The organism is Peribacillus sp. NPDC101480 (genome assembly GCF_050277335.1).
Lineage (GTDB): Bacteria > Bacillota > Bacilli > Bacillales > DSM-1321 > Peribacillus.
The window spans coordinates 128338-153085 of record NZ_JBNNSB010000004.1 but is presented as its reverse complement, the minus strand read 5'-3'; the positions used below and the strand labels follow the sequence as shown (position 1 = coordinate 153085).

Sequence of the window (24748 nt, the reverse complement as noted above, 5' to 3'; positions counted from 1 at the left end):
TTGCCTTTATTTGTGAGGCATGTGATGATTGAATATGCATAGCTGTCAATATTTGAATTATACATAAATATCAATTATCGCTCGCTAGACTAGGAAAAATGAAAGGGAGATGGCGATATGGACAATAAAAAAATGGAAATAATCGAAGCGATCAAGAAATACCACACGATCATCATTCATCGTCATGTTAATCCGGATCCGGATGCATTGGGATCACAAATCGGTTTAAAGAGGCTATTGAAGCATTCCTACCCTTCTAAAAAAGTCTTTGCGGTAGGCGAAGAAGTGGATAAGCTTCTATTCATTGGTGATATGGATGTCATTTCCGATAACAAATACAAAGGTGCCTTAGTGATTGTTTGTGATACGGCCAACATTTCACGGATCAGTGATTCCCGCTATGATCTAGGGGACATGCTTATCAAAATTGACCACCACCCTGAATATGAACAATTCGGTGACCTTTCTTGGGTTGACCCTTCCTATAGCTCCTCAAGTGAAATGCTTGTTGATTTATTCTTGGAATTTCCAGTGGGCTTCGTCATGAATAAAGAAGCGGCTAAATCATTTTATGCAGGAATACTTAGTGATACAGGGAATTTCATGAATGGGAATACCACTCCGCGGACATTAAAGATGGTTTCACATTTAAGAACTTATAATATTCAGCCAGAAAGAATTCATAACAGTCTTAATGTAAAGGGAAAAAACGCTTCAAGACTTCAAAAAGACATCCTCATGAGCTTCAAGGTAACCGATAAAGGAGTAGCTTACTTCATTATTACCGAGGAACTTTTAAATATGTATGGCGTGGATCGGCTCGAAGCTTCGAATTTAGTCAATACACTATCAAGTGTCAGGGGCAATAAAATCTGGGCTTTCTTCATCGAACATCCTTCTGAAATCCGTGTCAGGATACGTTCACGGAATATTCCCATCGCTTCAGTCGCACGTCAATTCAATGGAGGAGGACATTCACTGGCTTCAGGAGCTACCATCCATTCCTGGGAAGAGGTTGATCATGTTATCCAAGCATTGGATCAAGTCTGTCCATAACAGGGAGTTCATGACCTGCGATGTTTATATTCAGGAATATTTACCCAGTTCAATTAAAACGGATTAATTCATCCTTCGCCTGATTACAAAAAAAGCGCCAAAGCCAGGATGGCTGAGGCGCTTGCTTGTTTCAATTTATTTGGACACTTCTTGAAGAATTGATAAATCGATCATGCCTTTTATATCATTGCTAGGGATATAACCAGCTTCTTTGCTTATGTCGGCCATTTCCTGAATGACTTGCTCATTAACTTCGGTTGTCACTTCAAGGCGTGAAAATGCTGAAGCGACTTCTTCTTTACTTAATTCTTTTCCCGTCAGTTCCTTCAAATGCTTAATAACCAGTTCTTGGCTTTCTTCAGGGTTGTCTTGTATAAACTTCACCGCTTTTTCATGCGCTTTCAAATAGGAAGCAGCGAGCCCCTTTCTATCCAAGAACTTCTGGCTTGCAGCCACTACCGTGTTAGGTGAGTCTTTCCCCCATGCAAATTGATCCCAGTCAAGCAGTAACTTTCCTTTTGCCTGGTTTTCCAATACATAACCCCATGGTTCCTGGGTTGCTGCTGCATCGACTGATTTTTGGACAAAAAGGACGGTTGTGTCTGCAGGTGCTGCCGCATACAGCTCAACTGTGCCCCCATTTGTAGTCGGTTTTAAGTCAACATCTTGAAGGGCCTTCCTAAGCATGACATCCTGTGTGCTTCCAATGACGGGAATCGCTACCTTTTTACCGCCCAAATCTTTTAAATCCGTAACCTTGCTGCCCTCGCTAGCAACAAGTACGGCACCTCCATTAACAGCCCCGGAGATCAAGTGGTATTCAGGGTTTTTTACGTAAAAGTTAAGCAATGGACCAGGACCGACCGTTCCGACATCAATGGCGTTTGTAGCCATTGCTTCCATGAATAATCCGCCATTTGCCACTGTTTTGGTTTCAATCTTAACATCTTTACCAAACTCTTCTTCGAAAAAGCCTTTTTCAAGTGCAAGGATCGTTGCACTGTGGGTTAAGTTAGGAAAATACCCAATTTTCACGGATTTCCCCCCGGAGCCTTCTCCTTCTTCATCATTACTGCTGGATTGAGTGCATCCGCTTACTATTCCGATTAACAATACAGACAGTATAAGGGCAAAAAATGATTTTTTCAGCATATCTTTCTCTCCTTTTTAACTATTATTTTATTAAACTACCGTTACTTCACTCCCCATTTCAGTTGAACATTACGTTCAAGACGGGAGAAGACGACATTATCCACGATTGTTCCGATGATAGCGATGATGATCATCACGGAGATGACCAAATCCATTTGTCCCAGTGATCTGCCCATTTCCAGCAATTGTCCAAGACCGCCTCCCCCGCCAAGTAATTCACCGGCCATCAATGCACGCCAGGAAAAGGCCCATGCGATTCGGAGACCGGATATTATTTGCGGGACGGATGCTGGTAAAATCACGGTGCGAAGAAAATGAAACCCAGTCGATCCATATGTTTTTGCAACCCGCTGATACAACTGTGGTACATTCCGGAAGCCACTCGTTGCATTAACCGTCATCGTCCAAGTTGCGCCGATGGTGACGATGAAGAGGATCGAAAAATCATTCAATCCAAACCAAATGATCGCTAAAGGGAACCACACGATACTCGGGATGGACTGTAAAGCCGTCACGACGAATCCTAAAGTGTCTTCGACCAATTTAAAGCGCCAAATGAAATATCCTAATATCAGACCTACTATAATGGCAATCATAAAGCCGATCAGGATACGGCCAAGGCTTTTTCCGATGGCTTCGGTTATTTGTCCGCTCATCAGTCCATTAAACAGAGTTTCCAAAACCTGAGTCAGGCTTGGGAACATGAAATCCGGAAGACTGGAAAGTCTAGATGTGACTTCCCATATCCCCGCTATCATCGCGATGAATATGATTCGTCTTAAAGCTGTAATCATTCCCCATTTCCTCCTTCAGCACTTTTTCAATTTCCTCCTGCAAAATCGATAGAACCCTTTGTTCTGTATGCAAAGTTACACTATCCGGCATAACTCCATCTTTCATGGAAGGGACGGAAATCGTCTCTTTGATTTTCCCTGGACGGGTTGCAAAGACGATGATTTTTTCGGAAAGCTGAACAGCCTCACGAATATTATGGGTAACGAAAAAGATCGTCACTTTAGTTTTTCTCCAGATTTCGAGCAGCTCTTTATGCAAGACCATCCTCGTTTGCTCATCAAGCGCGGAGAATGGCTCATCCATCAACAGGATATCCGGTTCCATCACCAATGCTCTTGCGATGGCTACCCTCTGTTTCATGCCCCCTGAGAGTTGATGTGGATAGGAGTCAACATATCGGCTGAGGTGAACCATCTTTAAAATGTCCAATGCCTTGGCTTTAGCTTCTTCATTGGGAATTTTCTTTAACTTCAATCCGTATGTAACATTTTCAAGTACCGTCAACCAAGGAAATAATCCCGCCTCTTGAAACACTACAACCCGTTCCGGACCTGGCTTCACCACTTTTTTCCCAGCTACACGTATTTCACCTGTATCTGCCTTATCAAGTCCGGCAATCAGATAAAGGAGCGTGGATTTCCCACATCCTGAAGGGCCGACGATCGAAACGAAGCTTCCTTTCTCGACTTCTATGTTTATCTTATCGAGCACCTTTATGCTTTCTTTCTGTTCATTTTTAAAACTTTTTTCAATGCCATCTATTGTTAAATACATAAAGTCACCCCACTTTTATATCGCATCCATTTACTAAACATTATTTCTTAATAATGATTAATCCAATGGTTTTTGTCAACTATAAAAATGCAAAAATTCTAATTTATCGGTATCTTTCTATTCAATTGTCGATGTATTGATAAATATTCCAGACTTACACAAAAATACAAATGAACAAATCCCAATCAGCAAATATAAAAACCTGAGCCCTTTGTAAGGGTTCAGGCTAATTTTAATATCCATTTTTTCACCTAAACTCTTTCGATGACCTTAAAAAATCCTGCTTCCATACAATTTATCCTTCATCTTTTGTGTCCTTGCATGCAGAGGCTTTTTCAAAATGACACCTAAGATGAGTGTGAACATTAAAAAGAGAATCAGGATAAAAATGTCCTTGCCAGCTACGCTCCAAGTTATTCCCCCAACAGATTCACGAAGTAAACCCACAGCATAGGTGAACGGCAAGTACGGGTTAATATGCTGAAAAAAGGGCGGTGTGACCTGAATCGGGAAGGTACCTCCTGAACTTGATATTTGAAGGACCATCAATACGACGCTTATCCCTTTTCCAACATTTCCAAGAACGGAAACGAAGGTGTAGACAATGAGTGTAAATACTGTACTTATCAGAACAGAAAACAGGATGTACTCAAATTTATCCGCTACATATACATCTATCAGGATGATATTCCCAATGGAAACACTAAGAGCCTGCATTACCCCAATGATGAAAAATATAAGATACCGCCCGATATAAATTTGATACGGGCTGTAGACCTTTTGAGAAACACCCACGCTAAGCATGGAAATCAATATTGTACCGCCGACCCAAAGGGAAAGTGCCGTAAAGAAAGGAGACATGGCGGATCCATAGTTCGGAATCGGAAAGAGACTGTGTTTATTGAGCAGTACTGGTTCTGAAAAAAATTCACTTTCTTGTTCAATATCATTCCTTAGGAAATCGATCACTTCTTCCATATTATAAGACTTATCGAATTCCCTCATTTTAGAAGCTAGAGCCTTTATTTTCGTTTCGATTTCCGGAAACTTATTCTGTAACTTATCGATATCCCCTGTACGTGTTTCCAATGTTCGATTGGTCTCATTCAATAGCGTCCTAACCTCAGGAAGAACCTTCGCTCCCTCCTCCATCGTAATCTGGACACTATTCAATATTGCTTCTGTTTCAGTCCAGATTTCAGTGAATTTTGGTCCTGTTTCCTTTGAATAGCTCTCCTGGAATCTTGCCAAGACTTGATCATTGTTCCCGCCAAGTTCTATAAGTTTGCCGAAGGATCGGTTATTCAGCGCTTGAAGTTGGTTCGAAGCATTATCCCTTAGTTCATCAACCAGCTGTATTTCTGGCTGAAGCAAGTTTTGCTCATTAAATTGATTGACCCTCACCAATAAATTATACATACTGTCCAAAAGATACAACTCTTTATTTATCCTCGTTACCCCTTGTTCCACTAGCTGATCATACTCATTGCCATGCAAATCCTGACCCGTTAACCGATTCGCCAGCACTATAACGGATTCATTATCGCTCCTGATGTTCGCAATATCATTTTTCAAAAGGGGACTGATTCCTTCGAATGCCTGCCTTGTTGAATCTACATAACTAGAAACGTCCGATACCAATTTGTCCTTCTGCGATGTTACTCCTTCTATCGAATCCAGGCCATCATTAACCTTCTTAATGATATCTTCAGCCTTTTTGACATGTGTTTGAACGGTTTTGATATTTTGCTCGAGCTCAGGCAGTTCACCCTCTAATAAATACACCATATTCTTCATTTTTTGAATCGTCGGCAACTCGTTTTGCAAGGTGATTCCGAGTTCATTAAAGATTGCAAGGATACTCCCACTGGCTGATTTGATAAAGGTTTTGCTCACATTGTCCACAATGCTGTTGGCACCCGCTGCCGTTATTTTAGGAGCAATGGAATTGATCTTTTCATTAACATAGTAATCAATTTCCGCCTTCTTAGGGTCATCGGTCATGATCGTCGCAATATGTTCGGAAAAGTTCTCCGGAATGATGATGGAAGCATAGTAATCCCCCTTTTCCACCTTTTCTATCGCTTCTTTTTCCGATGTGAATCTCCAGCCTAGATCCTTATTCTCCTTTAACCCTTCCATTACTTCCTTGCCTATGTTCACGGCTTCACCATTTAACTCCGCACCTTTATCATTATTGGTAACACCGACAAGGATTCCTTCCGTATTTGCATACGGGTCCCAAGATGCGACAATATTGAACCACGCATAAATGGAAGGGATGAACATGAGAAAAACAACTACGATACATACAAAGAAATTTTTATAAATGCTTTTTAAATCGTCTTTGAAAATTTCCTGAATATTTCTCAAAACATACCCCCGTGCAAAAGTATTTTGATACTATTATTCGAAGAAATTTCTTTAACGATACAAGTAAACATATCCATCGATTTTTTCAGACCAAATAAAAAGAAGCAAGTAACGAACTGCTTGCTTCCTGAGATTTCACGAATCTTGAATACCTGGTTTAAAAATAAAGCTATCAATTTATGTAAGATGGGCTCCCAATTCAAGGACGGTTTCTTGTCTTTTTCCTTTTTGAGTTACAGAATAAACGGCAAGGTGTAAGAACATACTATCACAAACGAATTGTCGGGAGTTTTGCAAGGGAGAAATTGTCATGTCAGAATCTGTTGAAATCATCTTTCGAACCTTGACGTCTTTTATTTTATTATGGGTATTTGTCCATCTCCTTGGTAAACAGACGATTGCCCAGAGGACCTATCACCTTTATATCGCTTCAATTACGATGGGGACAATTGCAGGGAATCTAGCATTCAATATAAAAATCAAATTCCTGTATTTTATCATTGCAATTATTGTTATGGGTACCATCGTATATATGCTGAATCTTCTATCGATTCGAAATCCACGCTTCGGGAAATGGATCGCTGGAGAACCTGCTCCCTTAATTCAAAAAGGACAAATTCTCGAAGAGTCAATGGAACGAATGGGATATTCACTGGATTCTCTTAAACAGGGTTTGCGAGGAAAAGATATCTTCAACATTGAAGAAGTGGAATGTGCCATTTTAGAGACAAACGGCTCCCTCTCAGTATTAAAGAAAGAACAATACCAAAATGCCGCCAAGCAGGATTTACCTTTACTGCCCTCAGCAACAGTACCGATAGAACTGGTCCATGATGGAAAGATTCTTTATGAAAACTTATCAAAACACCCCTACGATTACGAATCGTTAATGGCAGAACTCAAAAAAAGAAACCTTGCTGTTTTTGATATCTCGTATGCTGTCGTAGGAACAAAAGGAAATTTGTATATTGACTTGATTAAGGATCAATCAACGGAATAATCTTTTGGTTTTCAGTAAGCATCAAATATCTTAACAATATCGCCCATATCATGATTGACCGTGTTTCATAAAATTAAACTGGATTAAATGAGTGAAGGTACTCCTTTTCATTTTAATATTTCATAAATAAAAAGTGGTTTTTCCAAAAGGAAAAACCACTTTTTCAGCCTATTATATTTAACTCTTTTCGATCACGTTTATCAATTCCCTTAAATAATCCGGTAGATCAGGCGGACGCCTGCTTGATACAAGGTTTCCATCTACTACGACGGGCTTATCTATCCAAGTTGCCCCGGCATTTTCCATATCATCTTTAATGCCCGGTGTACTCGTTACATTCTTCCCCTGTAAAATTTTAGCGGAGATCAATACCCAACCAGCATGACAAATTTGGCCAATTGGTTTTTTACTTTCTTCCATGCTTTGGATAAGTGATATCACTTCAGGAAAACGGCGAATTTTGTCAGGTGCCCAACCGCCCGGTACAAGAATGGCATCATATTCTTCAGCTTTAATACTGCCATACCCATAATCGGATATGGCTGGTACACCATATTTTCCAATGTATGTTTCATTCGCATTTTCTCCGGCGAGGTGAACAATCGCTCCTTCTTCTTTTAATCGTAAAATCGGATACCAGAGCTCTAAATCCTCAAAATCATGGTGCACAAGACTGATTATTTTCTTTCCTGCTAATCTCATGAAACCCTCTCCTTCTTTCGTTCTATTGCTTTACCATTCTTCCCTATTACTTCCCTTTTTCTACTGCCTGTACACTTTACATGCAATAACCGATGCATCAATATTTGACCTAAAAATCAACCTTAACCAAGCACAACCCAGCTGCCTCCGCCATACGGCCCGTTTGGATTCTTTCTTTTGACTCTAAAATACTCGGTATATTTTCAGCATCTATTTCATTTAACCCTACTTCTATCAACGTCCCGACAATCTTCCTAACCATATTATAAAGAAATCCATCGCCTCGCACAGTAATTTGGATGAAGCCGGCATTTTCTTCTATATCAATGGAATATATCTCACGCACCATGGATTTTTTCTTGGACTTTGCATTTGAAAAAGCAGTGAAATCATGTTCACCTATAAAAAATTGACATGCTTTTTTCATTCTAGTGATATCCAGCTTTTCCTCTACATGCATACTGTACTTTCTCATGAAAGGATTTGTGTATGGCTCGTTCCAGATCTTATACAAATAGGTTTTATCCTTAGCATTATAACGGGCATGAAAACGATCAGGAACTAGCGTAACATCGACAATGCTGATATCTCGGGGTAAATATCTATTTAAATAATTCATGATTTCAGCTTCAGTCAGATTTTCACCGAGCTTAAAATTGGCGATTTGAGCAAGGGCATGTACACCTGCATCCGTTCTGCTGCATCCGATGATTTCAATTTTTTCCCCTGCCATTTCCGTTAATACATTTTCTATTTTCCCTTGAATCGTATCATCACTATTACCCAGTCGTTGCCAGCCCTTATAGCGCCCGCCATCATATTGAATGGTCAATTTATAATTGTTCATTGCGTCCTCCTTATTTTATTCCTGTAAAGTCATCTAGACAGAAAATTCTCGATAAAATACAAGCCCCCATACAACTCCTGCTGTATGAGGGAACAGATGGTCCTTTCTTAGAAACATTTAAATTGTTAAGTTGTTAATGGTTTTGTAACTGCTGCACTAGTCTACAGAGTAAAAGGAGTTCCATTTTAAGGGTTCGTTTAAGATACACCCCCATGGACCATGATTTATGTAAAGATCCTGCAGCTCATCCATGCGATTCCATAGTAAATCCTAGCAATCAAACTAAAAAAGCACTTCTGCATAGTGTACCAAAGTGGCTAACGTCATGCAACGAACGAGCCGGCGTCACAAATCCAGTTTCCGTGCAATGCAGAATCACACAGGAATAATAAATGGAAATCAAAAAAATAAAAAGGCCCAAACCCCTGTGATATCAAGGATTTGAGCCTTTGGCAGTTGATGATCTGTGTGGGATTCGACCCACGACCCCTTCCCTGTCAAAACTATCTCATTGTTTTTCTCTAGTTCTTTATTATTCCCAGAAATACTGACACGTAAGGGGTTATCGCTCTTTTTCACAATAAAATTACCCTCTGATACTTTCCGATTATTTGGAATTCGCCCCCAATCAGACCGTATATTACTGATAAAATAGTGATTGTACCGCTTTAAACTATCGATTTTAATTAAGCATTTGAATTGATGGCTTTGGCGTGAAGAGAGGCGGAAAAGAAATTCCTAAATATAAAGGACTTAATCTTAATTATAAAAAAATGTAATACTTGAAAGTTAATACTCTAGGAAAAATATTCCTAAAAGGATAAGAAAAATACGATATAATAAGGATATTAGCAAAATGATAAATCAAGAAGACGCTCAGGTTGACATAGTGTCACTGGGGTCATCTATTTTCCCATTTACTCTAGGAGGTACATTTTGAAAGAATCTAAATTGAATAAAGGATGGTTAAGTTTGGGGGCAATCGGGTTATTTTTTCTGGGAAAAATAAAATGGTTGTTTGCGCTATTGAAAATAGCAAAAGTAGGTTCCCTGATTTCTATTTTCGTTTCATTAGGAGCGTATGCCTTGGTTTACGGTTGGAAATTTGCCGTGGCCCTAGTCTATCTAATTTACATCCATGAAATGGGGCATTTACTTGCTGCTAAGAGAAAAGGCATCAAAACATCCAATGCCATTTTCATCCCTTTTGTAGGAGCATTAATTGCCCTTAAAGAAGAGCCCAAGAATGCTAACCAAGAAGCTTATCTTGCCTTCGGAGGTCCTTTATTAGGTACATTAGCATTTCTACCAGCCATCCCCCTATTTATGATGACGGAAAATCCATTTTGGCTTTTAGTTATTACACTTGGAGCCATGATTAACCTATTAAATCTAATGCCTGTGCATCCTCTTGATGGAGGACGTATAGTGGGAGTCATCTCCACAAAGCTTTGGGTATTAGGGATTATCGGAATGGTTGTATATTTGTTTCTCCATCCAAATCCATTTTTAATTCTTTTCTTATTATTGGGTATTTCTAAGTGGTGGAAAGAATTTCGTAGCGAGACAACCAGAAATCAAAGAGACATCATCATCGAACTGAATCAATTTGGGTTAGGGCAACTCGAACAATATGCAGGTGCAACAGATGAAGAAAAAATTCGCCTGGTTAATATTTGGAATATGGAATTAAGCCAACTATATGAAAAGTTTAACAACATGAAGAGTTGGCATATCCCGCTATTTGATGATAATAAGCTAAAAGAAAAACAGCTGACCGAGATAAAATTAAATATTTATAGATCCTTAATGGATGCTGCTAATTCGAATGAATACCAGAACGGACCGACCGATTTTGAAAATATAGGCACGTATGAACGAATAGTAGCAACGTTCTTTAAAGAAGTGCAAGAACAAACTGAAATTAGGGATAAAGAGAAATCCTATTACTCATCGAGTCTCAAAACAAAAGTCATCTGGTTCTCATTATACATTGGGCTTGCCATTTTCTTAATGATAACAAGCTTATATGCAGGTGATTTAATGGAACAATATAAAACTTCATTACCGTAATACATTATGAAAAAGGGACCTCAATTTATGAAGGTCCCCTCAAACTGTAGACAAACCCGATTTTCATCGAGTTTGTCTACAGTTTTTTTGCTTGTACAAATTTGGACGTTGATTTCCATTTCATGCACTCGCTCCAATCAACTATGTTTAAAAATTTAGATAGAACTCCTTTTTCCTACAGTCTTTTTTGTTTTAAAATAGATCTATTAAAACTTGAGGTGATGAGGATGCTTTCGAAACATAATTCTATTCAGTGAGATCAACCGGTGCCGGCGAACCATTTGGTTCGTAAAATGGAGGCTTCCATTGACTTCACCTTCATTTACGAATTGGTGAAAGCCTCCTTAATAAATGTTCCAAATAAGCCCTCGTTTGGATCATTTATGATTAAGTAAATACCCCTACAAGTAACCTTCTAATAATTTTTGGTTCTGTTAAGGGTTATGGTGTTAATTAGACAAGAAAAAGAGGACCTAAAACACGTATAATCTATCGACTTCATCCTGTAAACCTAATTTTATCATTTCATGTATGACCAATTCTTTTAACGCTATCTCATCTGCAATTAAGTATGTAAATTGGACATCTCTGAAAAAAGCCATTTTACTTTCTGTTGTTGCAGAATTAAAAAAGGCCTTCACTTCTTCCATGTCAATCGTCATATCTTTTTCAAGTTTGTATGGGAGAAAATTGCTTGTAATGTTCTCTACAGGTATTATGCCTAACCCATCAAGGGTTGATAAAATAGTTTGTTGCTCTCTTTCTGTCCTTACTTTTCCTTCCACATAATGATAGACATCTTCTATTCGTTCGCTATCGAATGTGGCTATTATCTTTTCCACTACATAGTTTGCGTCCTCTTCAAATTCCTCATCTTCAGGTTCTACTTGTTTTAGTTCCTTGAGCAAACGAATATACTGTCCCTCTTCTTCCAGGATATTAAAGTTAGAAATAGTTAAGGCATCTTTCATCGTACAAACCAAGTTAAGAAACTCCCTTATATTCCTTGCTACAATCTTTATATGTGAATCAAAATCCATTGGACTAATACATACAACAAAAGCATTCTCTAAATCAGATACTGTTCCGAAGTCAGTTAGAAATCCGAAATGTATGCCGTCAACGCCTGTACTAGCAAATGTAATGACATCATAGGGAGTATTTTCATAAGGGGAGAAGTCAAATTCCAAATAAAGGGATAAATCACTTAAGGAGTGGCCTTCTTTTTCAATTTCCTTCTCTAATTTATGGAGCTTTTCAATTGTTGGTGGCATTTTCAAATACTTTCCGAGATAACTCACTATTTTCTCCTTTAATATTGTGCCTGTTAGGTGATTTAAGAATAACTCGTCTGTTAAATTTTTACAATATTAAACCATCGTAAGTATTATCGACCCTAATTCGGCTGATTTCATCAAACATTAATTTCACTCGGTACAGCTGATAATATTGAACACGAATAAACATATACTGATTTAACAAATTCACAAATTCACCTATGTATCGTTCAAAAAAGGAAGACAAATGGATTGCATTTATTGAATGTATGTTGAAGGGACTATCTCTTCGTTAAACAGCCGAAACACCGAATCGGTGATGGTCTTATTTTTAACCTCCATCATTAGCTGAATAAGCAAAAAGCTTTACCTACAGTTCCTTGAAATATTAATTATTATAAATAATTGACCTGTAGTACGTTTAAATCCTTCTCAATCCGCCACCGTTACGCCACCAATTGAGTAAATAATACAAAACGAACTATATTTTATAAACAAAAAAGGCCCAAATCCTTGTGATATCAAGAATTTGAGCCTTTGTCAGTTGATGACCTGTTAGGGATTCGAACCCACGACCCCTTCCCTGTCAGGAAGTGAAAGTAATCGGATTATAACAGATTTATAATGAAAAAGACAATTGGACACGAATCACCAGCTTTGGACTGAGATCTTTTAATTTAAATGATCGTTAATCAATTTTCTGCTCTTGGCGCTCGTATTTGGCTACTCTTTGCAATTTATCTAAATCCACCTTGCGATCCCATACTTTTTTTGCATTTTCTGTAATATAGGGATAAAGATATTGATCAACGACCACCTGATAATCCAGGTCATCAAGTAAATTATACGTACGAATTTTTATGGTTTTGTCATCAAGGGTGTCAATGACTATATCATTGATTAAATTCAGTGGATTTCTTACTAAATCGATATTCCGGATATTCTTAATATAAACTGTACCTTTCTTCGTCTTAATCGTACCATTTTCACCTTGGACAATCGTTAACAGGACCTTTCCTGGAATAAAACCTGGAAGTGACCAAAGCGTTAGGTAAAGGTAAAAAGGAGTAAAGATGAGACCACCACCAAGGTAAAATAAGGAATACTTGGACTCAAATTTCAAACCATGTATGATTAAGAAAAAACAAGCAATTAAAAACCCTACAGTCGCAAGAAACATCCACCCGTACATGAACTTTGACCCTTTTATCTGAATGGCGTTATTTTCTTTCTTAACGTTTACCAAATAATGCACCTCCTTAAGCTGGAAGAATCTTGTTGGTTAATAATAGTTGATTAATAGATGCCTCATTTGCTCTCTGAATACTCAGGTCAAGGTTGTTGTCCCTTGTAGCTAGCCAACATTCATTCTTTCCTGGAATCATAAAATAAAGATCTTTTAGGTCAGGGTTATTCTCTGAGTCATACGTTAAGCTTACTAAACTATCCATTTTACCGTTTCTATTCGAAATATCATTTAAAAACTCTAAGATACTAGTAGACTCTCCCTTTTTACTTACCCATTTCTGAACAATTGACTCCGGTAAAGAATGAGATTGACTTACATCTTCTAAAAGTTCTTCAAATTCTTCACTTTTTAACTGAAGAATAACTTCACCTTGCTTTTCTAACGTATGGAAATGGAAAAAACCGCTTATAACTGAAAGGATTTCTTCTTTCGGCAGCTTAGAAATAGAGTGAACTTGATGATCGTACAATACTTTATGTAAATAAACCTCTCCTTTTTTAAAATGAAAGGAAATACTATCTTCTCCATTTAAGTCTGGCTGATGTTTAGAAGCCGTTACGGTACTTTCTGCATTATTCAATGTATGAATATAGGCAGCAAATTCATCTTTTAACTTATATTGATTATTTACTTCCTTTAACATATCTTTTGCTAACAAAGAGCGAGAGGCAATTTCTAGCATTAATTTCAACTCGGCATCTTGAAGCGTTTGAAAATAGGTTTCCTTAATCGACATTCCTTGTTCAAATAAACCTTCACTATAAAATGAAAAAAGTAACTCTTCAATACTTAATTGAACGGTATTCATATATCCTCCTTAAAAAAATGAAAATTTATCCTCAAAAAAATCTTTTGCTCCATCGGCAAGGGAACTCGCTGTTTCTTTTGCTTTAGATAATCCCTTACCAATTTCCCCCACCTTCCCTATTGGGTCAGCAATAGTATCCTTAATTTGATCATTTAAGAAATCAACACCTTTATTAACACCTTCAACAACTTTCCCAGCTTTCTCCAAACCACCTTTAATCAGTTCAAGCCCATCATGTATAGGTTCTTTAATGATAATCGCTGCTTTCTCTGCTATACCTGCCGTAAGCTTAGCCGCTTGCTCTCCAACAAGTCCTCCTACAAATGAACCTGCAGCGGCTCCTACAACCGTACCGACTGGGCCTACTAAACTTCCTAGAGCCCCTCCTACGAATGCTCCCGCAATGGAACCTCCAGAAATCGCTACGGTATTATTCACTGCATTTCCTACCGCTTTTGCATTTTCTCGCTTTAAGACCTCTGGATTATTTCCATATTTCGCATAGTTTTCGGAAATTTTCAGTCCCATTCCGCCTGCTTCCATTACTCCTGTTACCAGTACTGCACTAACAGCGTTGGTTTTGGCAAATTTCGTTCCCGTCTGTAGAAATGATTTAAACGTTGTAGAGTCCAATGCTCGATGATTAATCCCTTCAAATAATGCCTTTGAACTATCTGTATACTTAACAACATCACCAGGAAGATATTTGGCAACCTTTTTGTGAACTAAATCAGCAAATGGAACATCTCTATATTTTTTCAATAAAAAGGTTGGATTTAAATAGGCTCTTGCTACATTACGAAATTTGGAATTATCGACTACATCTGTTAGTTTATTTAGGACATTCATATGTTTATACATATAGACATCATCACTATTTTTGATAAATTGTGTAAATCCTAGCCCATAAAATGCAAGCTGCTTTGATACTAAAGCACCCATTGCAGTGAGCGCTCCATATTTCTCATGCAGTTTATAAAGTTGACCGACTAAGTTATCAGCATCGGAAAATTTATTGGCGGTCATTCGAAGGTCGATCTCCATTTCACTCAGAAGGTCAACTATTTGATTTCCTGTTCCCCACGGATCTCCTACTTGATAAAAACAATGACTATACTCTGCTGGAGCACTGCTAATTAGGTTCACTAGTTCCAAATGAAGACTCTTGTATTCTTCTTCAATTTTTGACAAGTGCGAGACAAACTCATTTGCTAAATATTCTAAACGATCTGGGTCTACGGAAATTTTATTCCCCACTGTATCATCCTCTTTTCTTTTCCTTTATGAACTATTTCATCTATATACTATGAAAAAAGTGATGTCCTAATAGAATAATCTGTAAAGGCAGGATAAATGGGTCGACACAATCCGGTACCCAATTTTTATCCATTCCTTGCTTACCGCCATCTTCTTTTTTCTTTCCTTGTCTCTACTTATTACGAGCCATTTTAAACCTTTCAAAACGATTATCATATTGGCAAGTACAGTTGTATAACTTTAGCGGACATAAGGTAGACTTAAAAAAGAGTGATTATTTGATGTGCCAAAACACCAAATTGAATGAACAAAATAAAAAAACCACCGCAGCCGGGGAGTAAACTACCATCTTTATTTTGCTTATTCTTATCCGGGAGGATCCAGCCTTCCTCTTCCAAACTTTTACGATCCCTATTCTTCGGTTTCATATGACACCTCTTTATATCCTTCATTCATTTTGTTTCTACTCATCCTTCATACAAGCTAGGCGCTCTAATTCTCTTTGTCTTTCAATCTCTTCTCTCACTCTGTCAACTTCATTTGCTGCGCTTTCTAATTCTCTACTTATTTGATAAAGATTGTCTGAATGTCTTTGAAATAGGACAGCTGCTTCATCTAGTATTGAATCAAATTTTTTCCGGGCTTCGCCAGCCCATGTCTCCGTATTTGTATGTATACTCTGCATTAATTTTGATTCATCTAATTTTAACTCCTCAGAAGATTCCTGAAACACTTTTGTTAATGCTCTGACTTTATCCGAATTCATCTTTTCACCTCATTATTGAGTCAACGTACTTTTTCTCTATTTATTCTCAAATACCATTTTAATACAACAATTCCCTATTTTAGATAAGTAAATGTTACTATAATTACTAAGTCACTTCCATAGGCCCCCAGTATTGAAATAAGAAATAGATATAGGAGGAATGTTTTATTTTATTAACATAACGAGTGTAGTTGAAAAGTATGCCATGATATAACGAGGAAAACTGCAATTTTCCTCATTCAGAGGAAGAAGGTTTATCCATTTCTGCACCATTTTCTTAGAGTACATTAATTTATTAGCATTTTATCTAATTCACGAACCTTATCATATGACTCCAATAGTTGTTCAGGTATTAATGTTCTCCCATAATCCCAAGCATTAGTTTCTATTTCAGATTTTAGCTTTTCTTTTTCTTCTTCGTGACCATACATTAAAATCCTTAAATCATGTTTGTTTTTCTTAAAATCTAAATAATAACCAATCATACGATAAAGAATAATTTTAACAAAGTCTTCCTCTGTCTCTTTAATTCTAATTTTCCCTTTATAACCGTTAACTTGAAGGTAATTGAATTTTATAGTATTGGTCGATACGTTATAACTCATAGGTGCACTTAGATTATTGTCAAATTCATAAATAATATCCAAATTGTGCTCATTTAATGTGTTATTAATTATCTTTTCGATATCGCTTATATAAAGCATTTAACTATCACTTCCCTTTTAAAGACTTACTTCATTATAGTAGTAGATTAAGTTATTCTTCCTATATCAATATGATAAACTGTTGAGATATTAAAATCACACAGTTAAAACCAGGAAACATTTACCATATAATACTGAAGTGGAGGGGAAGTCATACGAGAAGTATGATTAATCCCCTAATAGAACCCCTAATTGGAAAGGAATTTTACTTTTAATTACTCTTCCATACTTTCCTCCTTCTATTTATTTCACTTTAAAACTTTCTATCATTGCTTGTAATTCTTCTTGATATTCTTCTACCATCATTTCAAGTGAAGGGATTGTATTATACTTTTCAAGCCAAGAAACGTAATGAAGTGCTACATTATGCGCAATATCAAAGTAGGGGACAGGTTCGTTGTAACCACACTCTCTGTGAGCTGAAAATTCATCTCTGAAGTCTTTCATCGTTTGCCGATATTTTGCATAGTCTTCATGCGTCATGTTCAGAGCTTCCAAGAAGTATTCCCGTGCATGGTATTTGATAGTAAAGGTAATCCAACACATTATAGTAAAGTGGGTTTTACCGAAGAATATAATTTTGTACCTTTTAAAGAAAAGCCAAAAATACGGTCTTATTTTTAACATCCAACGTGAGCTGAATAAGCAAAAGGCTTTACCTACAGTCCTTGAAATATTAATTATTACAAATAATTGACCTGTAATGCGTTTTAATCCTTCTCCATCCGCCACCAATTGAGTAAATAATACAAAATGAACTATATTCTTTTAAAAATAAAAAAAGGCCCAAATCCTTGTGATATCAAGGATTTGAGCCTTTGTTAGTTGATGACCTGTGAGGGATTCGAACCCACGACCCCTTCCCTGTCAAGGAAGTGCTCTCCCACTGAGCTAACAAGTCGTATGTAATGACTGACTGGTTACTTAAGTACATAATTTATTATAAGTTTTTTTGTTAAAAAGTCAACGCATTATATTAAAAAAGTTTTAATTTTTTCTTATTTTATTTCCCCGCTCCGCAAAACACGAACAAACATTCCCTTTTCACTTGCATATAAAACGTACGTTCGCATATAATGATAGCAAGCAAGTCAGCAAAGGAGTGACAGGGAATGAAATATATACTTCGTAAACATATGGAAGGAAATGCTCCATTGGAGATAATTTATCTCTCCGAACAAGGTAAGATCACGCAGCGGAAAATACAGGTGCTTGAAATTTATCCAGGCCATATTCACGCATTCTGTTTTCTAAGGCAGACAAAACGGACATTTAAAGTGGCCAATATCCTTTCTGCCCGCCTCATTAAGGCTAGGTTTGATAGGTCTGGCTGAAGATTGTTAATCAAGGTTCAACCGATTAACTCTTCTTCTTCCTGGATGTCCTTTTCCTGTTCGGTTAACGATTCTTCTTCATCTCTCAGACGGTGAGCTAACCTTGAGGCGGCACTCGCGGCAATGCTAGCAACGATATCATCCAGGAAGGTATGCACGATTCCTTCTTGCTTCTTATCAAGTTCGTGTATGACGCCTATTTTATTTTTATCCAAATGGCCAAAGGTCGTTACAGCAATGCTTCCGTAACCGAGCACTGCACCAAAGGCAATCGTTTCATCCACTCCGAATAGCCCTTCATCAGACTCAACAATCGATTGCAGGGGTTCTGATAGTTTTTTTTGCTCGGCCAGTTTATCCAGCTCCACACCGACTAAAATGGCATGTTGAATTTCCCTTTTCAACAGGACACGCTCAACGCTGTGGATGCATTCCTCCAGCTTTAGATCAGCTTTATACGGGAACTGCAATTCATAAACGATTTTTGCAATTGCCTCCACACTGACACCACGCTCTAATAATGTTCGTTTAGCCGCCTTCGTTACTTCCCTGCTGTGTACTTGTACATCTGCCATTTTATTCGCCACCTTTTTTATTGTATTATTTTTCTATATCCTTTTATTATAGCACCTTATTATTCAAATTTTTAGAAAATACAATGAAAATTTTCTATTCTAAAATCTTGTCACGGGAAAAAGTCGCTAGGCTATGCTAAAATAATCAAGTAAGTTGTTTTTCATTATTAATTATCATGAGGTGCGGGAGAATGAGTTTACGCAAAGGCACAATTAAAGAGTACATGTTTAAAAGCGAAGCTTTAGCAGAAGAATTGGAACTGCTTGTTTACTTACCTGCTAATTTTTCGCCACTGTATAAATATTCGCTTGTGATTGCTCAGGATGGCCGTGATTATTTTCAAATGGGTCGAATTGGTCGGGTAGCAGATGAACTGTTAGGGAACGATGAGATTGAGAATATCATCATTGTCGGCATTCCCTATAAAGACCGCTTTGACCGCAGGCGCAAATATCATCCCGACGGGGAACAGCACATTGCATACATACGTTTTCTTGCCCATGAACTTGTCCCGTTTTTAGATGATGAATTCCCTACCTATCAAATGGGACATGGTCGAACTTTGATCGGTGACTCTCTTGGCGGTACAGTTTCTTTATTGGCCGCACTAAAGTATCCGCATACATTTGGGAAATGCATCATGCAGTCGCCACTTGCCAATGAGGCAGTAATGGATGCTGTACGTAATTTTGAGGATCCGCATCTTCTCGAACTTTACCATGTGATCGGGACTGGGGAAACGGATGTTCCGACGACGGATGGCAAGAAGGCAAACTTCATAGAGCCCAACAGGGAATTGCATAAATTAATAAATCAAAAAGGATTTCCGTACTTCTATGAAGAATTTGAAGGTAATCATACCTGGAAATACTGGCAGGCAGATTTAAAACGAGCACTATTGGAAATGTTCTAACCCTCTCCTTTTGTGAAGGGTTAAAGAAAAACATGGCCAACTATAATACAACGATAAAAAAATATCAGGAGGTTTTATTTATGAAATATGGTGTTGCAATTTTCCCTTCAAAAAAACTTCAAGATTTAGCTAACTCCTATCGCAAACGGTATGATACGAAATATGCTTTCATACCACCGCATCTGACGCTTAAACCAACGTTCGAAGCGACGGATATGGAAATTTCAACAATCGCCGATCAATTAAAAGACATTGCTCGTAAGTGCAGGCCTTTTACGATAAGCGTTACGAAAACGAAGTCTTTCCAACCTGTAAGCAATACCATTTATTTCAAAGTGGAATTATCCGAAGGGCTTCAAGAGCTGCATGATGCACTTAACAATGAGGACTTCATGAAAAGTGAAAGTGAACATGCATTTGTCCCGCATATTACCATCGCTCAAGATTTATCCGATAATGAGCACTCTGATGTTTTAGGCCAATTAAGCATGCTTGACATCAGCCATGAAGAAGAGGTGAAACGAGTTCACTTGCTGTATCAACTTGAAGATGGGGCATGGACAGTTTATGAAACATTTAGATTAGGAGCTGAATGATTTCGTGTTTGTAAAAATCGCAGAAAACAGCCAAGAGCTTGAAAATGCTTATATGATCAGAAAAAAAGTGTTCGTCCAAGAACAAAACGTCCCTCTTGAAGAAGAGATCGATGAATATGAACAAGAGTCTACACATTTCGTTTTATATGATGATCAGCATCAGCCAATCGGTGCCGGCCGTTTCAGGGTCATCGACAACATCGGTAAAGTCCAGCGCATTTGTGTACTATCATCTGGCCGTAAGAATGGTGCCGGTGCCATGATCATGAATGCTATTGAGGAATACGCCATCCAGCAGAAAGTACCTCAATTGAAGCTTGATTCCCAGGTCCATGCCATCCCTTTTTATTCGAAATTAGGGTATGAGGTCGTTTCCGACGAATTCATGGATGCCGGCATTCCTCATAAAACGATGAAGAAAACCGTTTTATAATATACAAAAGCTGTCCTTTCAGTTCTCTGATTGGACAGCTTTTTTTGTTCGTTCATGAACTTAAATTATCGTTTAATAAAAAAAACCATTTCCGTTCAATGGCAATCTCAGCAAAAATACATAGTCTATATATAGAAAGCAAGAAGGAGGGAAAATTTTATGGGTAACAATGATTTTAACCTGGAGGAGTCTCAAAAAAGACTGATGGAACTGCTGGTTTCGAGGACTATGAGAAAACATGGTTTCAAAAAGGAAAAAGTCGATCTGACTGAAAGAGAGAAAAACAACCTTAAAGAAACCATTCGCCATTTACAAGAGCAATCACAAAAAATCATAAACCAAGAAAAGAACATCACTGAACATGATGTTAATCCAGTTACAAATTCCATTCACAACAAATTCACGGATTCCAAAGATAAATGACACACCATATCACCTAATCAAACCTTACTTGCTGGCGAGAATTAAGTAAACCGAGTCATAGCAGCACTTACATTTCATTCCTAAAGCTCCAGCTTCTTTATTATTCATCCCCACACACTAATACTTTCTCTAAGTATTAAAAAATAGACGAATTAACTGATTTATTCGTCCAACCCGATTACCCATCAAAGCATATTTTAATAGGGAATAAAACCTAAGGAGGAAAAAACAACATGAACCAAAATGTATATCGTAGCAACTGTAACACACATGAAGACTCTGAAAGATCATGGTCGGCTCTAGATTCAGCTTCCAGACATCCCCTGTCAGGGTTCTGTAACGACGATGACACACGCATTGACCAAGAGGCAAGACAGGATAATAATCAAGTTCAGCTTTCTGAAGAACTTATTTACATTAAAGATTCTTGTAATGTAAATGTCACTTCAACGGATGTTAAAGCGGCCCTTTCTCTTCAAGCTGCTCTACAAGCTGCAATTGCGGTCATCGTAAGCATTTCAATCGCAGATTCTGATAATGCTGAAAAGATCACTCAAGAATTAATCCAATCTTCTAATGTTAAACAAATCACGCGCCAAAAAACAATTGTTGAAAACAGCCGTGATATCGACATTACAACAACTGATGCACAAATCGCTCTAAACATCCAATTATTATTGCAACTATTGTTAGCTCTAATCGTAGAAATTGACATTCTCTAAGGAATCAACACAAAAAGGACACTTCGCGTGTCCTCTTTTGTTTTTGGTGGCATATCTAGACAACTTCGTTGAAGAACCCTCCTTTTCCTGTCATTTCCGCCGTTATTTCTTCACTGACCCTCATGCCCATTTGATATTTATTTGTGCCTGCCCCATATGTACTTTCCCGATTATTATCTTTAATTTGATGTAATCCTTCAAAGCTTCCCCTTTCACTTTTAAGCACCTGATCAAAACGGACAGGTTGAATGGGTGTCGTCCCTTTAACAATTCTTACATTCTCTGCAGCTTCGATCGTCCGGTTGGCATATTGAATATAATCAAATTGTGTGACAGGTGCTATGTACCCCATAGTTTTCCCTCCTTATATTTACATAGTTGTATTGTCATTTAATTACCCGTCCGAAACAATATTTAAACACGATTTTCCGCATTCTTTTTTCCTAATCTTCTGGTATGATGAGTATTGCCGATATTTTTAATAGATTAGAGGTATCCATTTATATGAATCAAGCAAAATCTGGCAATGAAATCGTACATTTACATACCGTTTCAGCTGGTGAGCTGCAGACACTTTTTGAAAAAGGAAAACGTGATCAGCTTTCTTGTATCATTTGTCATAAACCAGTGAAATTATTTATTGGAATCCATGAAACGCCTTATTTTTATCATAGTGATCCATCGCAGGTACCCTGTGACTTGCCAATTTCAGAAACAATAAATGAGGAAAAGCCATTAGAATATATGGAACAGAATGGATTTAGGATTCCTACATCACGAACCATTACGGAAACAAAAACCATTACAGAACCTTTCCTTAAAAGCCGGCCCATAACCGGCAACCCGAAATATTCAGATAAACCATCCTGTCTGGCACAATCAGAAGAACCATACTTTCAAGAATTATCCTCATCAGGGGTTGTTCTCGATGCAGAGCAACTCAAGGCGGTAACGACAATCGATGGACCAATTCTTGTCCTATCCGGAGCAGGCAGCGGGAAAACCCGCGTATTGACGGTACGTACAGCCTACATGCTTACAGTGAAAAAGATTGATCCTAAAAGTATCATGCTTGTAACATTTACGGCGAAATCAGCAAAGGAAATGCAGCAGCGTCTGCTCGGTTATCCATATATGACTCCTTCCCTTGTTTCTCAAATCGTGAGCGGGACCTTTCATAGCATCTTTTATAAAATCCTCATTTTCCATGAACCAGCCAAATGGCAGCGTGATTTCCTATTGAAGTGGGAGTGGGAAAAAGAAAAGGTATTGAAACAGGCTGGCAGGGAATTGGAACTTGATGAAAAGGAATTTGCATATGATCAAGCCCTTCAACAAATTGGGCTTTGGAAAAACTCATTGGCTTTTCCAGAGGATATCCAACCTAAGGACGATTGGGAGAAATCGTGTTTATTTTTATATAAGAAATATGAAGAATATAAACAGCAAACAGGGAAGTATGATTTTGATGATATGCTTGTAGGCTGTTATGTATTTTTAAAAAACCACCCCGATTTTTTAAAGAAATATCAGCAAAGGTTTAATTATTTTTTGGTAGATGAGTTTCAGGATATCAATAAAGTTCAATATGAATTGATAAAACTCCTCTCTGCTGAATCAAAAAATGTATGTGCAGTTGGCGATGATGATCAATCGATCTATTCATTCCGGGGAAGCGATCCGAAGTATATTTTGAATTTCAATCATGATTTCCCTCGTTCCCAAGTTGTGAAGCTGACGGAGAATTACCGATCTTCCCATGAAATTGTCGCTACAGCGAACCGATTGATCAAGCGCAACCAGAACCGGATGGAGAAAAAGATGAGGGCACAGCATGATTCAGGAAATCCCCCTGTTTTATTTTATCCTTATGATGAGGAATTGGAAGCAACGATGATCGTATCCGATATCCAAGAGAAAATATCCAAGGGAGCAAACCCTGGGGATTTTGCGGTATTGTACAGGACACACACGATGTCCAGGGCCATTTTTGAACGGCTGGCCGCTTCCAACCTGCCATTCGTCATTGAAAAGGATGCGGATTCGTTTTATCAGCGCAAGGTCATTCGCGGCATGCTTGCCTTTATGCGTTTGAGTTTGTTCCCGCATGACAGCAAGGCAGCAGCTGATGTCCTTTCCTCCTTATTCTTAAAGCAAAGTATATTACAGGAATTAAAAGCAATGACAATATTGCAGGATTGTGATTTTATTGATGCATTTGCTTTTGTTAAGACAGGACATGCTTTTCAGGAACGAAGATTAAAAACGATTCCAGGACAGATCCGCTCTTTAAAAATAATGTCGCCTCTCGTAGCTTTGGAAATCATCGAAAAAGATTTAGGATACCAGGAATATGTAAAAAAACGCGGAAATGATGCGAACCTGGAAAAAGGGTCCGATGACATCCGTGACTTAAAGGTGGCGGCAAATCGTTTTCCTACCGTCGCCGCTTTCCTAGAACATGTAGATCATATGACTGCGATGATCCAAGAGATCAAACAGCTATCGAAACATTTTAAGGATGCCATACAGCTTACCACCATACACCGTTCCAAAGGGCTTGAATACCCAACCGTTTATGTCCTTGCTGCTGTTGATGGCAGCATCCCTCATGATTTCGCACTTGAATCTTACCGAAAAGGGGAACTAACCCCTCTTGAAGAGGAAAGACGATTGCTCTATGTAGCGGCAACCAGGGCCAAAAAGGATCTTTACCTTTCCATCTTGCAAACTAGACGCGGACGGACCGCCCATCCATCACGTTTCTTGAAGCTTTGACCAAAGCTGATGCTAACCATATATGGAATTGGATGGATAAAACAAAATAGGGTTCGGAATGGCCTCATCCCGAATCACTTACAAATTTATGGAATGAAATCAAGCTTGAACTTTTTTTAAATAAAAAAACTGCAGACAAA

Annotated in this window: 26 protein-coding genes and 1 tRNA gene; 10 read left to right on the top strand and 17 right to left on the bottom strand. The window is 38.1% G+C overall.

Annotated features, from left to right (window positions below; translation table 11 throughout):
* Positions 1 to 117: 117 nt before the first annotated feature.
* Positions 118 to 1056: a DHH family phosphoesterase gene (locus ACQKMF_RS15050; protein WP_427573891.1), complete on the top strand. Its 939-nt coding sequence runs from the start codon at positions 118 to 120 to the stop codon at positions 1054 to 1056.
* Positions 1057 to 1191: 135 nt separating this feature from the next.
* Here ACQKMF_RS15050 and ACQKMF_RS15045 read toward each other — a convergent pair whose 3' ends face one another.
* The 4 genes from ACQKMF_RS15045 to ACQKMF_RS15030 form a co-directional block, all read right to left on the bottom strand.
* Positions 1192 to 2208, bottom strand: a complete 1017-nt coding sequence (locus ACQKMF_RS15045) for an aliphatic sulfonate ABC transporter substrate-binding protein (RefSeq protein WP_427573889.1) — start codon at positions 2206 to 2208, stop codon at positions 1192 to 1194.
* 41 nt (positions 2209 to 2249) lie between these two features.
* The gene (locus ACQKMF_RS15040) at positions 2250 to 3002 is read right to left on the bottom strand and encodes an ABC transporter permease (RefSeq protein WP_101224076.1); all 753 of its coding nucleotides are present in this window, start codon (positions 3000 to 3002) and stop codon (positions 2250 to 2252) included.
* Positions 2935 to 3777, bottom strand: coding sequence for an ABC transporter ATP-binding protein (locus tag ACQKMF_RS15035; RefSeq protein WP_427573886.1), 843 nt, complete (start codon positions 3775 to 3777; stop codon positions 2935 to 2937). Before ACQKMF_RS15035 ends, ACQKMF_RS15040 begins: the two co-directional genes overlap by 68 nt.
* Before the next feature lie 270 nt (positions 3778 to 4047).
* Positions 4048 to 6150, bottom strand: a complete 2103-nt coding sequence (locus ACQKMF_RS15030; protein ID WP_427573884.1) for a YhgE/Pip family protein — start codon at positions 6148 to 6150, stop codon at positions 4048 to 4050.
* Positions 6151 to 6460: 310 nt separating this feature from the next.
* On the opposite strand from ACQKMF_RS15030, the gene ACQKMF_RS15025 reads away from it, so the two are divergent.
* Positions 6461 to 7150: a DUF421 domain-containing protein gene (locus ACQKMF_RS15025; RefSeq protein ID WP_402941450.1), complete on the top strand. Its 690-nt coding sequence runs from the start codon at positions 6461 to 6463 to the stop codon at positions 7148 to 7150.
* Between the two features lie 177 nt (positions 7151 to 7327).
* Here ACQKMF_RS15025 and ACQKMF_RS15020 read toward each other — a convergent pair whose 3' ends face one another.
* On the bottom strand, positions 7328 to 7852 hold the full coding sequence (locus ACQKMF_RS15020) for a type 1 glutamine amidotransferase domain-containing protein (RefSeq protein WP_230177678.1): 525 nt from the start codon (positions 7850 to 7852) through the stop codon (positions 7328 to 7330).
* Between the two features lie 109 nt (positions 7853 to 7961).
* Positions 7962 to 8699 carry a tRNA pseudouridine(38-40) synthase TruA gene (gene truA, locus ACQKMF_RS15015; protein ID WP_402941446.1) on the bottom strand — a complete coding sequence of 246 codons (738 nt, stop codon included), beginning with the start codon at positions 8697 to 8699 and terminating at the stop codon, positions 7962 to 7964.
* A gap of 936 nt (positions 8700 to 9635) precedes the next feature.
* Between truA and ACQKMF_RS15010 the strand changes: the two genes are divergently transcribed.
* Positions 9636 to 10772, top strand: coding sequence for a site-2 protease family protein (locus ACQKMF_RS15010; protein WP_427573881.1), 1137 nt, complete (start codon positions 9636 to 9638; stop codon positions 10770 to 10772).
* Between the two features lie 473 nt (positions 10773 to 11245).
* On the opposite strand, the gene ACQKMF_RS15005 is transcribed toward ACQKMF_RS15010, so the two are convergent.
* The 9 genes from ACQKMF_RS15005 to ACQKMF_RS14965 form a co-directional block, all read right to left on the bottom strand.
* Entirely contained in the window at positions 11246 to 12073 is an 828-nt protein-coding gene (locus tag ACQKMF_RS15005) for a hypothetical protein (RefSeq protein WP_427573879.1), read from the bottom strand.
* A 664-nt stretch (positions 12074 to 12737) separates the two neighbouring features.
* Positions 12738 to 13295: a DUF5381 family protein gene (locus ACQKMF_RS15000; RefSeq protein WP_230177409.1), complete on the bottom strand. Its 558-nt coding sequence runs from the start codon at positions 13293 to 13295 to the stop codon at positions 12738 to 12740.
* A gap of 13 nt (positions 13296 to 13308) precedes the next feature.
* Positions 13309 to 14106 carry a hypothetical protein gene (locus tag ACQKMF_RS14995; RefSeq protein WP_402941437.1) on the bottom strand — a complete coding sequence of 266 codons (798 nt, stop codon included), beginning with the start codon at positions 14104 to 14106 and terminating at the stop codon, positions 13309 to 13311.
* Positions 14107 to 14115: 9 nt separating this feature from the next.
* The gene (locus ACQKMF_RS14990) at positions 14116 to 15363 is read right to left on the bottom strand and encodes a glycine zipper domain-containing protein (RefSeq protein WP_427573876.1); all 1248 of its coding nucleotides are present in this window, start codon (positions 15361 to 15363) and stop codon (positions 14116 to 14118) included.
* 260 nt (positions 15364 to 15623) lie between these two features.
* On the bottom strand, positions 15624 to 15791 hold the full coding sequence (locus ACQKMF_RS14985) for a hypothetical protein (RefSeq protein WP_157831085.1): 168 nt from the start codon (positions 15789 to 15791) through the stop codon (positions 15624 to 15626).
* A 35-nt stretch (positions 15792 to 15826) separates the two neighbouring features.
* On the bottom strand, positions 15827 to 16129 hold the full coding sequence (locus tag ACQKMF_RS14980; RefSeq protein ID WP_230177407.1) for a WXG100 family type VII secretion target: 303 nt from the start codon (positions 16127 to 16129) through the stop codon (positions 15827 to 15829).
* 287 nt (positions 16130 to 16416) lie between these two features.
* Positions 16417 to 16833, bottom strand: coding sequence for a hypothetical protein (locus ACQKMF_RS14975; protein WP_054397148.1), 417 nt, complete (start codon positions 16831 to 16833; stop codon positions 16417 to 16419).
* Between the two features lie 243 nt (positions 16834 to 17076).
* Positions 17077 to 17316, bottom strand: a complete 240-nt coding sequence (locus ACQKMF_RS14970; protein ID WP_427573873.1) for a hypothetical protein — start codon at positions 17314 to 17316, stop codon at positions 17077 to 17079.
* 346 nt (positions 17317 to 17662) lie between these two features.
* A tRNA-Val gene (locus tag ACQKMF_RS14965) sits at positions 17663 to 17734 on the bottom strand.
* 211 nt (positions 17735 to 17945) lie between these two features.
* Between ACQKMF_RS14965 and ACQKMF_RS14960 the strand changes: the two genes are divergently transcribed.
* Positions 17946 to 18167, top strand: coding sequence for a hypothetical protein (locus ACQKMF_RS14960; protein WP_101224088.1), 222 nt, complete (start codon positions 17946 to 17948; stop codon positions 18165 to 18167).
* A gap of 17 nt (positions 18168 to 18184) precedes the next feature.
* Here ACQKMF_RS14960 and ACQKMF_RS14955 read toward each other — a convergent pair whose 3' ends face one another.
* Entirely contained in the window at positions 18185 to 18742 is a 558-nt protein-coding gene (locus tag ACQKMF_RS14955; protein ID WP_101224089.1) for a phosphatidylglycerophosphatase A family protein, read from the bottom strand.
* 191 nt (positions 18743 to 18933) lie between these two features.
* Here ACQKMF_RS14955 and ACQKMF_RS14950 point away from each other — a divergent pair, with 191 nt between their 5' ends.
* The 5 genes from ACQKMF_RS14950 (at position 18934) to ACQKMF_RS14930 (ending at position 21830) form a co-directional block, all read left to right on the top strand.
* Positions 18934 to 19656: an alpha/beta hydrolase gene (locus tag ACQKMF_RS14950; protein WP_101224090.1), complete on the top strand. Its 723-nt coding sequence runs from the start codon at positions 18934 to 18936 to the stop codon at positions 19654 to 19656.
* Between the two features lie 80 nt (positions 19657 to 19736).
* The gene (locus tag ACQKMF_RS14945) at positions 19737 to 20252 is read left to right on the top strand and encodes a YjcG family protein (protein ID WP_101224091.1); all 516 of its coding nucleotides are present in this window, start codon (positions 19737 to 19739) and stop codon (positions 20250 to 20252) included.
* Positions 20253 to 20256: 4 nt separating this feature from the next.
* A complete protein-coding gene (locus ACQKMF_RS14940; RefSeq protein WP_427573869.1) occupies positions 20257 to 20685 on the top strand; it encodes a GNAT family N-acetyltransferase in 429 nt (142 codons plus the stop codon).
* A gap of 159 nt (positions 20686 to 20844) precedes the next feature.
* On the top strand, positions 20845 to 21108 hold the full coding sequence (locus tag ACQKMF_RS14935; protein ID WP_101224093.1) for a hypothetical protein: 264 nt from the start codon (positions 20845 to 20847) through the stop codon (positions 21106 to 21108).
* A 233-nt stretch (positions 21109 to 21341) separates the two neighbouring features.
* Positions 21342 to 21830, top strand: a complete 489-nt coding sequence (locus tag ACQKMF_RS14930) for a spore coat protein (RefSeq protein ID WP_101224094.1) — start codon at positions 21342 to 21344, stop codon at positions 21828 to 21830.
* A gap of 55 nt (positions 21831 to 21885) precedes the next feature.
* On the opposite strand, the gene ACQKMF_RS14925 is transcribed toward ACQKMF_RS14930, so the two are convergent.
* Complete coding sequence (locus ACQKMF_RS14925) at positions 21886 to 22182, bottom strand: hypothetical protein (protein WP_402941416.1); 297 nt, start codon at positions 22180 to 22182, stop codon at positions 21886 to 21888.
* A gap of 152 nt (positions 22183 to 22334) precedes the next feature.
* On the opposite strand from ACQKMF_RS14925, the gene ACQKMF_RS14920 reads away from it, so the two are divergent.
* Positions 22335 to 24608 (top strand): ATP-dependent helicase, encoded by a 2274-nt coding sequence (locus ACQKMF_RS14920; RefSeq protein WP_260357950.1) that lies wholly within the window; start codon positions 22335 to 22337, stop codon positions 24606 to 24608.
* The last annotated feature ends 140 nt before the right edge of the window (positions 24609 to 24748 follow it).

Excerpts from the sequence above, each read along its gene's own strand:
- ACQKMF_RS14945 (WP_101224091.1), top strand. The coding sequence starts at position 19,737 with ATGAAATATGGTGTTGCAATTTTCCCTTCAAAAAAACTTCAAGATTTA.
- ACQKMF_RS14925 (WP_402941416.1), bottom strand. The coding sequence starts at position 22,182 with ATGGGGTACATAGCACCTGTCACACAATTTGATTATATTCAATATGCC.
- ACQKMF_RS14930 (WP_101224094.1), top strand. The coding sequence starts at position 21,342 with ATGAACCAAAATGTATATCGTAGCAACTGTAACACACATGAAGACTCT.
- ACQKMF_RS15045 (WP_427573889.1), bottom strand. The coding sequence starts at position 2,208 with ATGCTGAAAAAATCATTTTTTGCCCTTATACTGTCTGTATTGTTAATC.
- ACQKMF_RS14950 (WP_101224090.1), top strand. The coding sequence starts at position 18,934 with ATGAGTTTACGCAAAGGCACAATTAAAGAGTACATGTTTAAAAGCGAA.
- ACQKMF_RS14995 (WP_402941437.1), bottom strand. The coding sequence starts at position 14,106 with ATGAATACCGTTCAATTAAGTATTGAAGAGTTACTTTTTTCATTTTAT.
- ACQKMF_RS14980 (WP_230177407.1), bottom strand. The coding sequence starts at position 16,129 with ATGAATTCGGATAAAGTCAGAGCATTAACAAAAGTGTTTCAGGAATCT.
- ACQKMF_RS14920 (WP_260357950.1), top strand. The coding sequence starts at position 22,335 with ATGAATCAAGCAAAATCTGGCAATGAAATCGTACATTTACATACCGTT.
- ACQKMF_RS15035 (WP_427573886.1), bottom strand. The coding sequence starts at position 3,777 with ATGTATTTAACAATAGATGGCATTGAAAAAAGTTTTAAAAATGAACAG.
- truA (WP_402941446.1), bottom strand. The coding sequence starts at position 8,699 with ATGAACAATTATAAATTGACCATTCAATATGATGGCGGGCGCTATAAG.
- ACQKMF_RS14985 (WP_157831085.1), bottom strand. The coding sequence starts at position 15,791 with ATGAAACCGAAGAATAGGGATCGTAAAAGTTTGGAAGAGGAAGGCTGG.
- ACQKMF_RS14970 (WP_427573873.1), bottom strand. The coding sequence starts at position 17,316 with ATGACGCATGAAGACTATGCAAAATATCGGCAAACGATGAAAGACTTC.
- ACQKMF_RS14960 (WP_101224088.1), top strand. The coding sequence starts at position 17,946 with ATGAAATATATACTTCGTAAACATATGGAAGGAAATGCTCCATTGGAG.
- ACQKMF_RS15025 (WP_402941450.1), top strand. The coding sequence starts at position 6,461 with ATGTCAGAATCTGTTGAAATCATCTTTCGAACCTTGACGTCTTTTATT.
- ACQKMF_RS15050 (WP_427573891.1), top strand. The coding sequence starts at position 118 with ATGGACAATAAAAAAATGGAAATAATCGAAGCGATCAAGAAATACCAC.
- ACQKMF_RS15040 (WP_101224076.1), bottom strand. The coding sequence starts at position 3,002 with ATGATTACAGCTTTAAGACGAATCATATTCATCGCGATGATAGCGGGG.
- ACQKMF_RS15020 (WP_230177678.1), bottom strand. The coding sequence starts at position 7,852 with ATGAGATTAGCAGGAAAGAAAATAATCAGTCTTGTGCACCATGATTTT.
- ACQKMF_RS14955 (WP_101224089.1), bottom strand. The coding sequence starts at position 18,742 with ATGGCAGATGTACAAGTACACAGCAGGGAAGTAACGAAGGCGGCTAAA.
- ACQKMF_RS14935 (WP_101224093.1), top strand. The coding sequence starts at position 20,845 with ATGGGTAACAATGATTTTAACCTGGAGGAGTCTCAAAAAAGACTGATG.
- ACQKMF_RS14975 (WP_054397148.1), bottom strand. The coding sequence starts at position 16,833 with ATGCTTTATATAAGCGATATCGAAAAGATAATTAATAACACATTAAAT.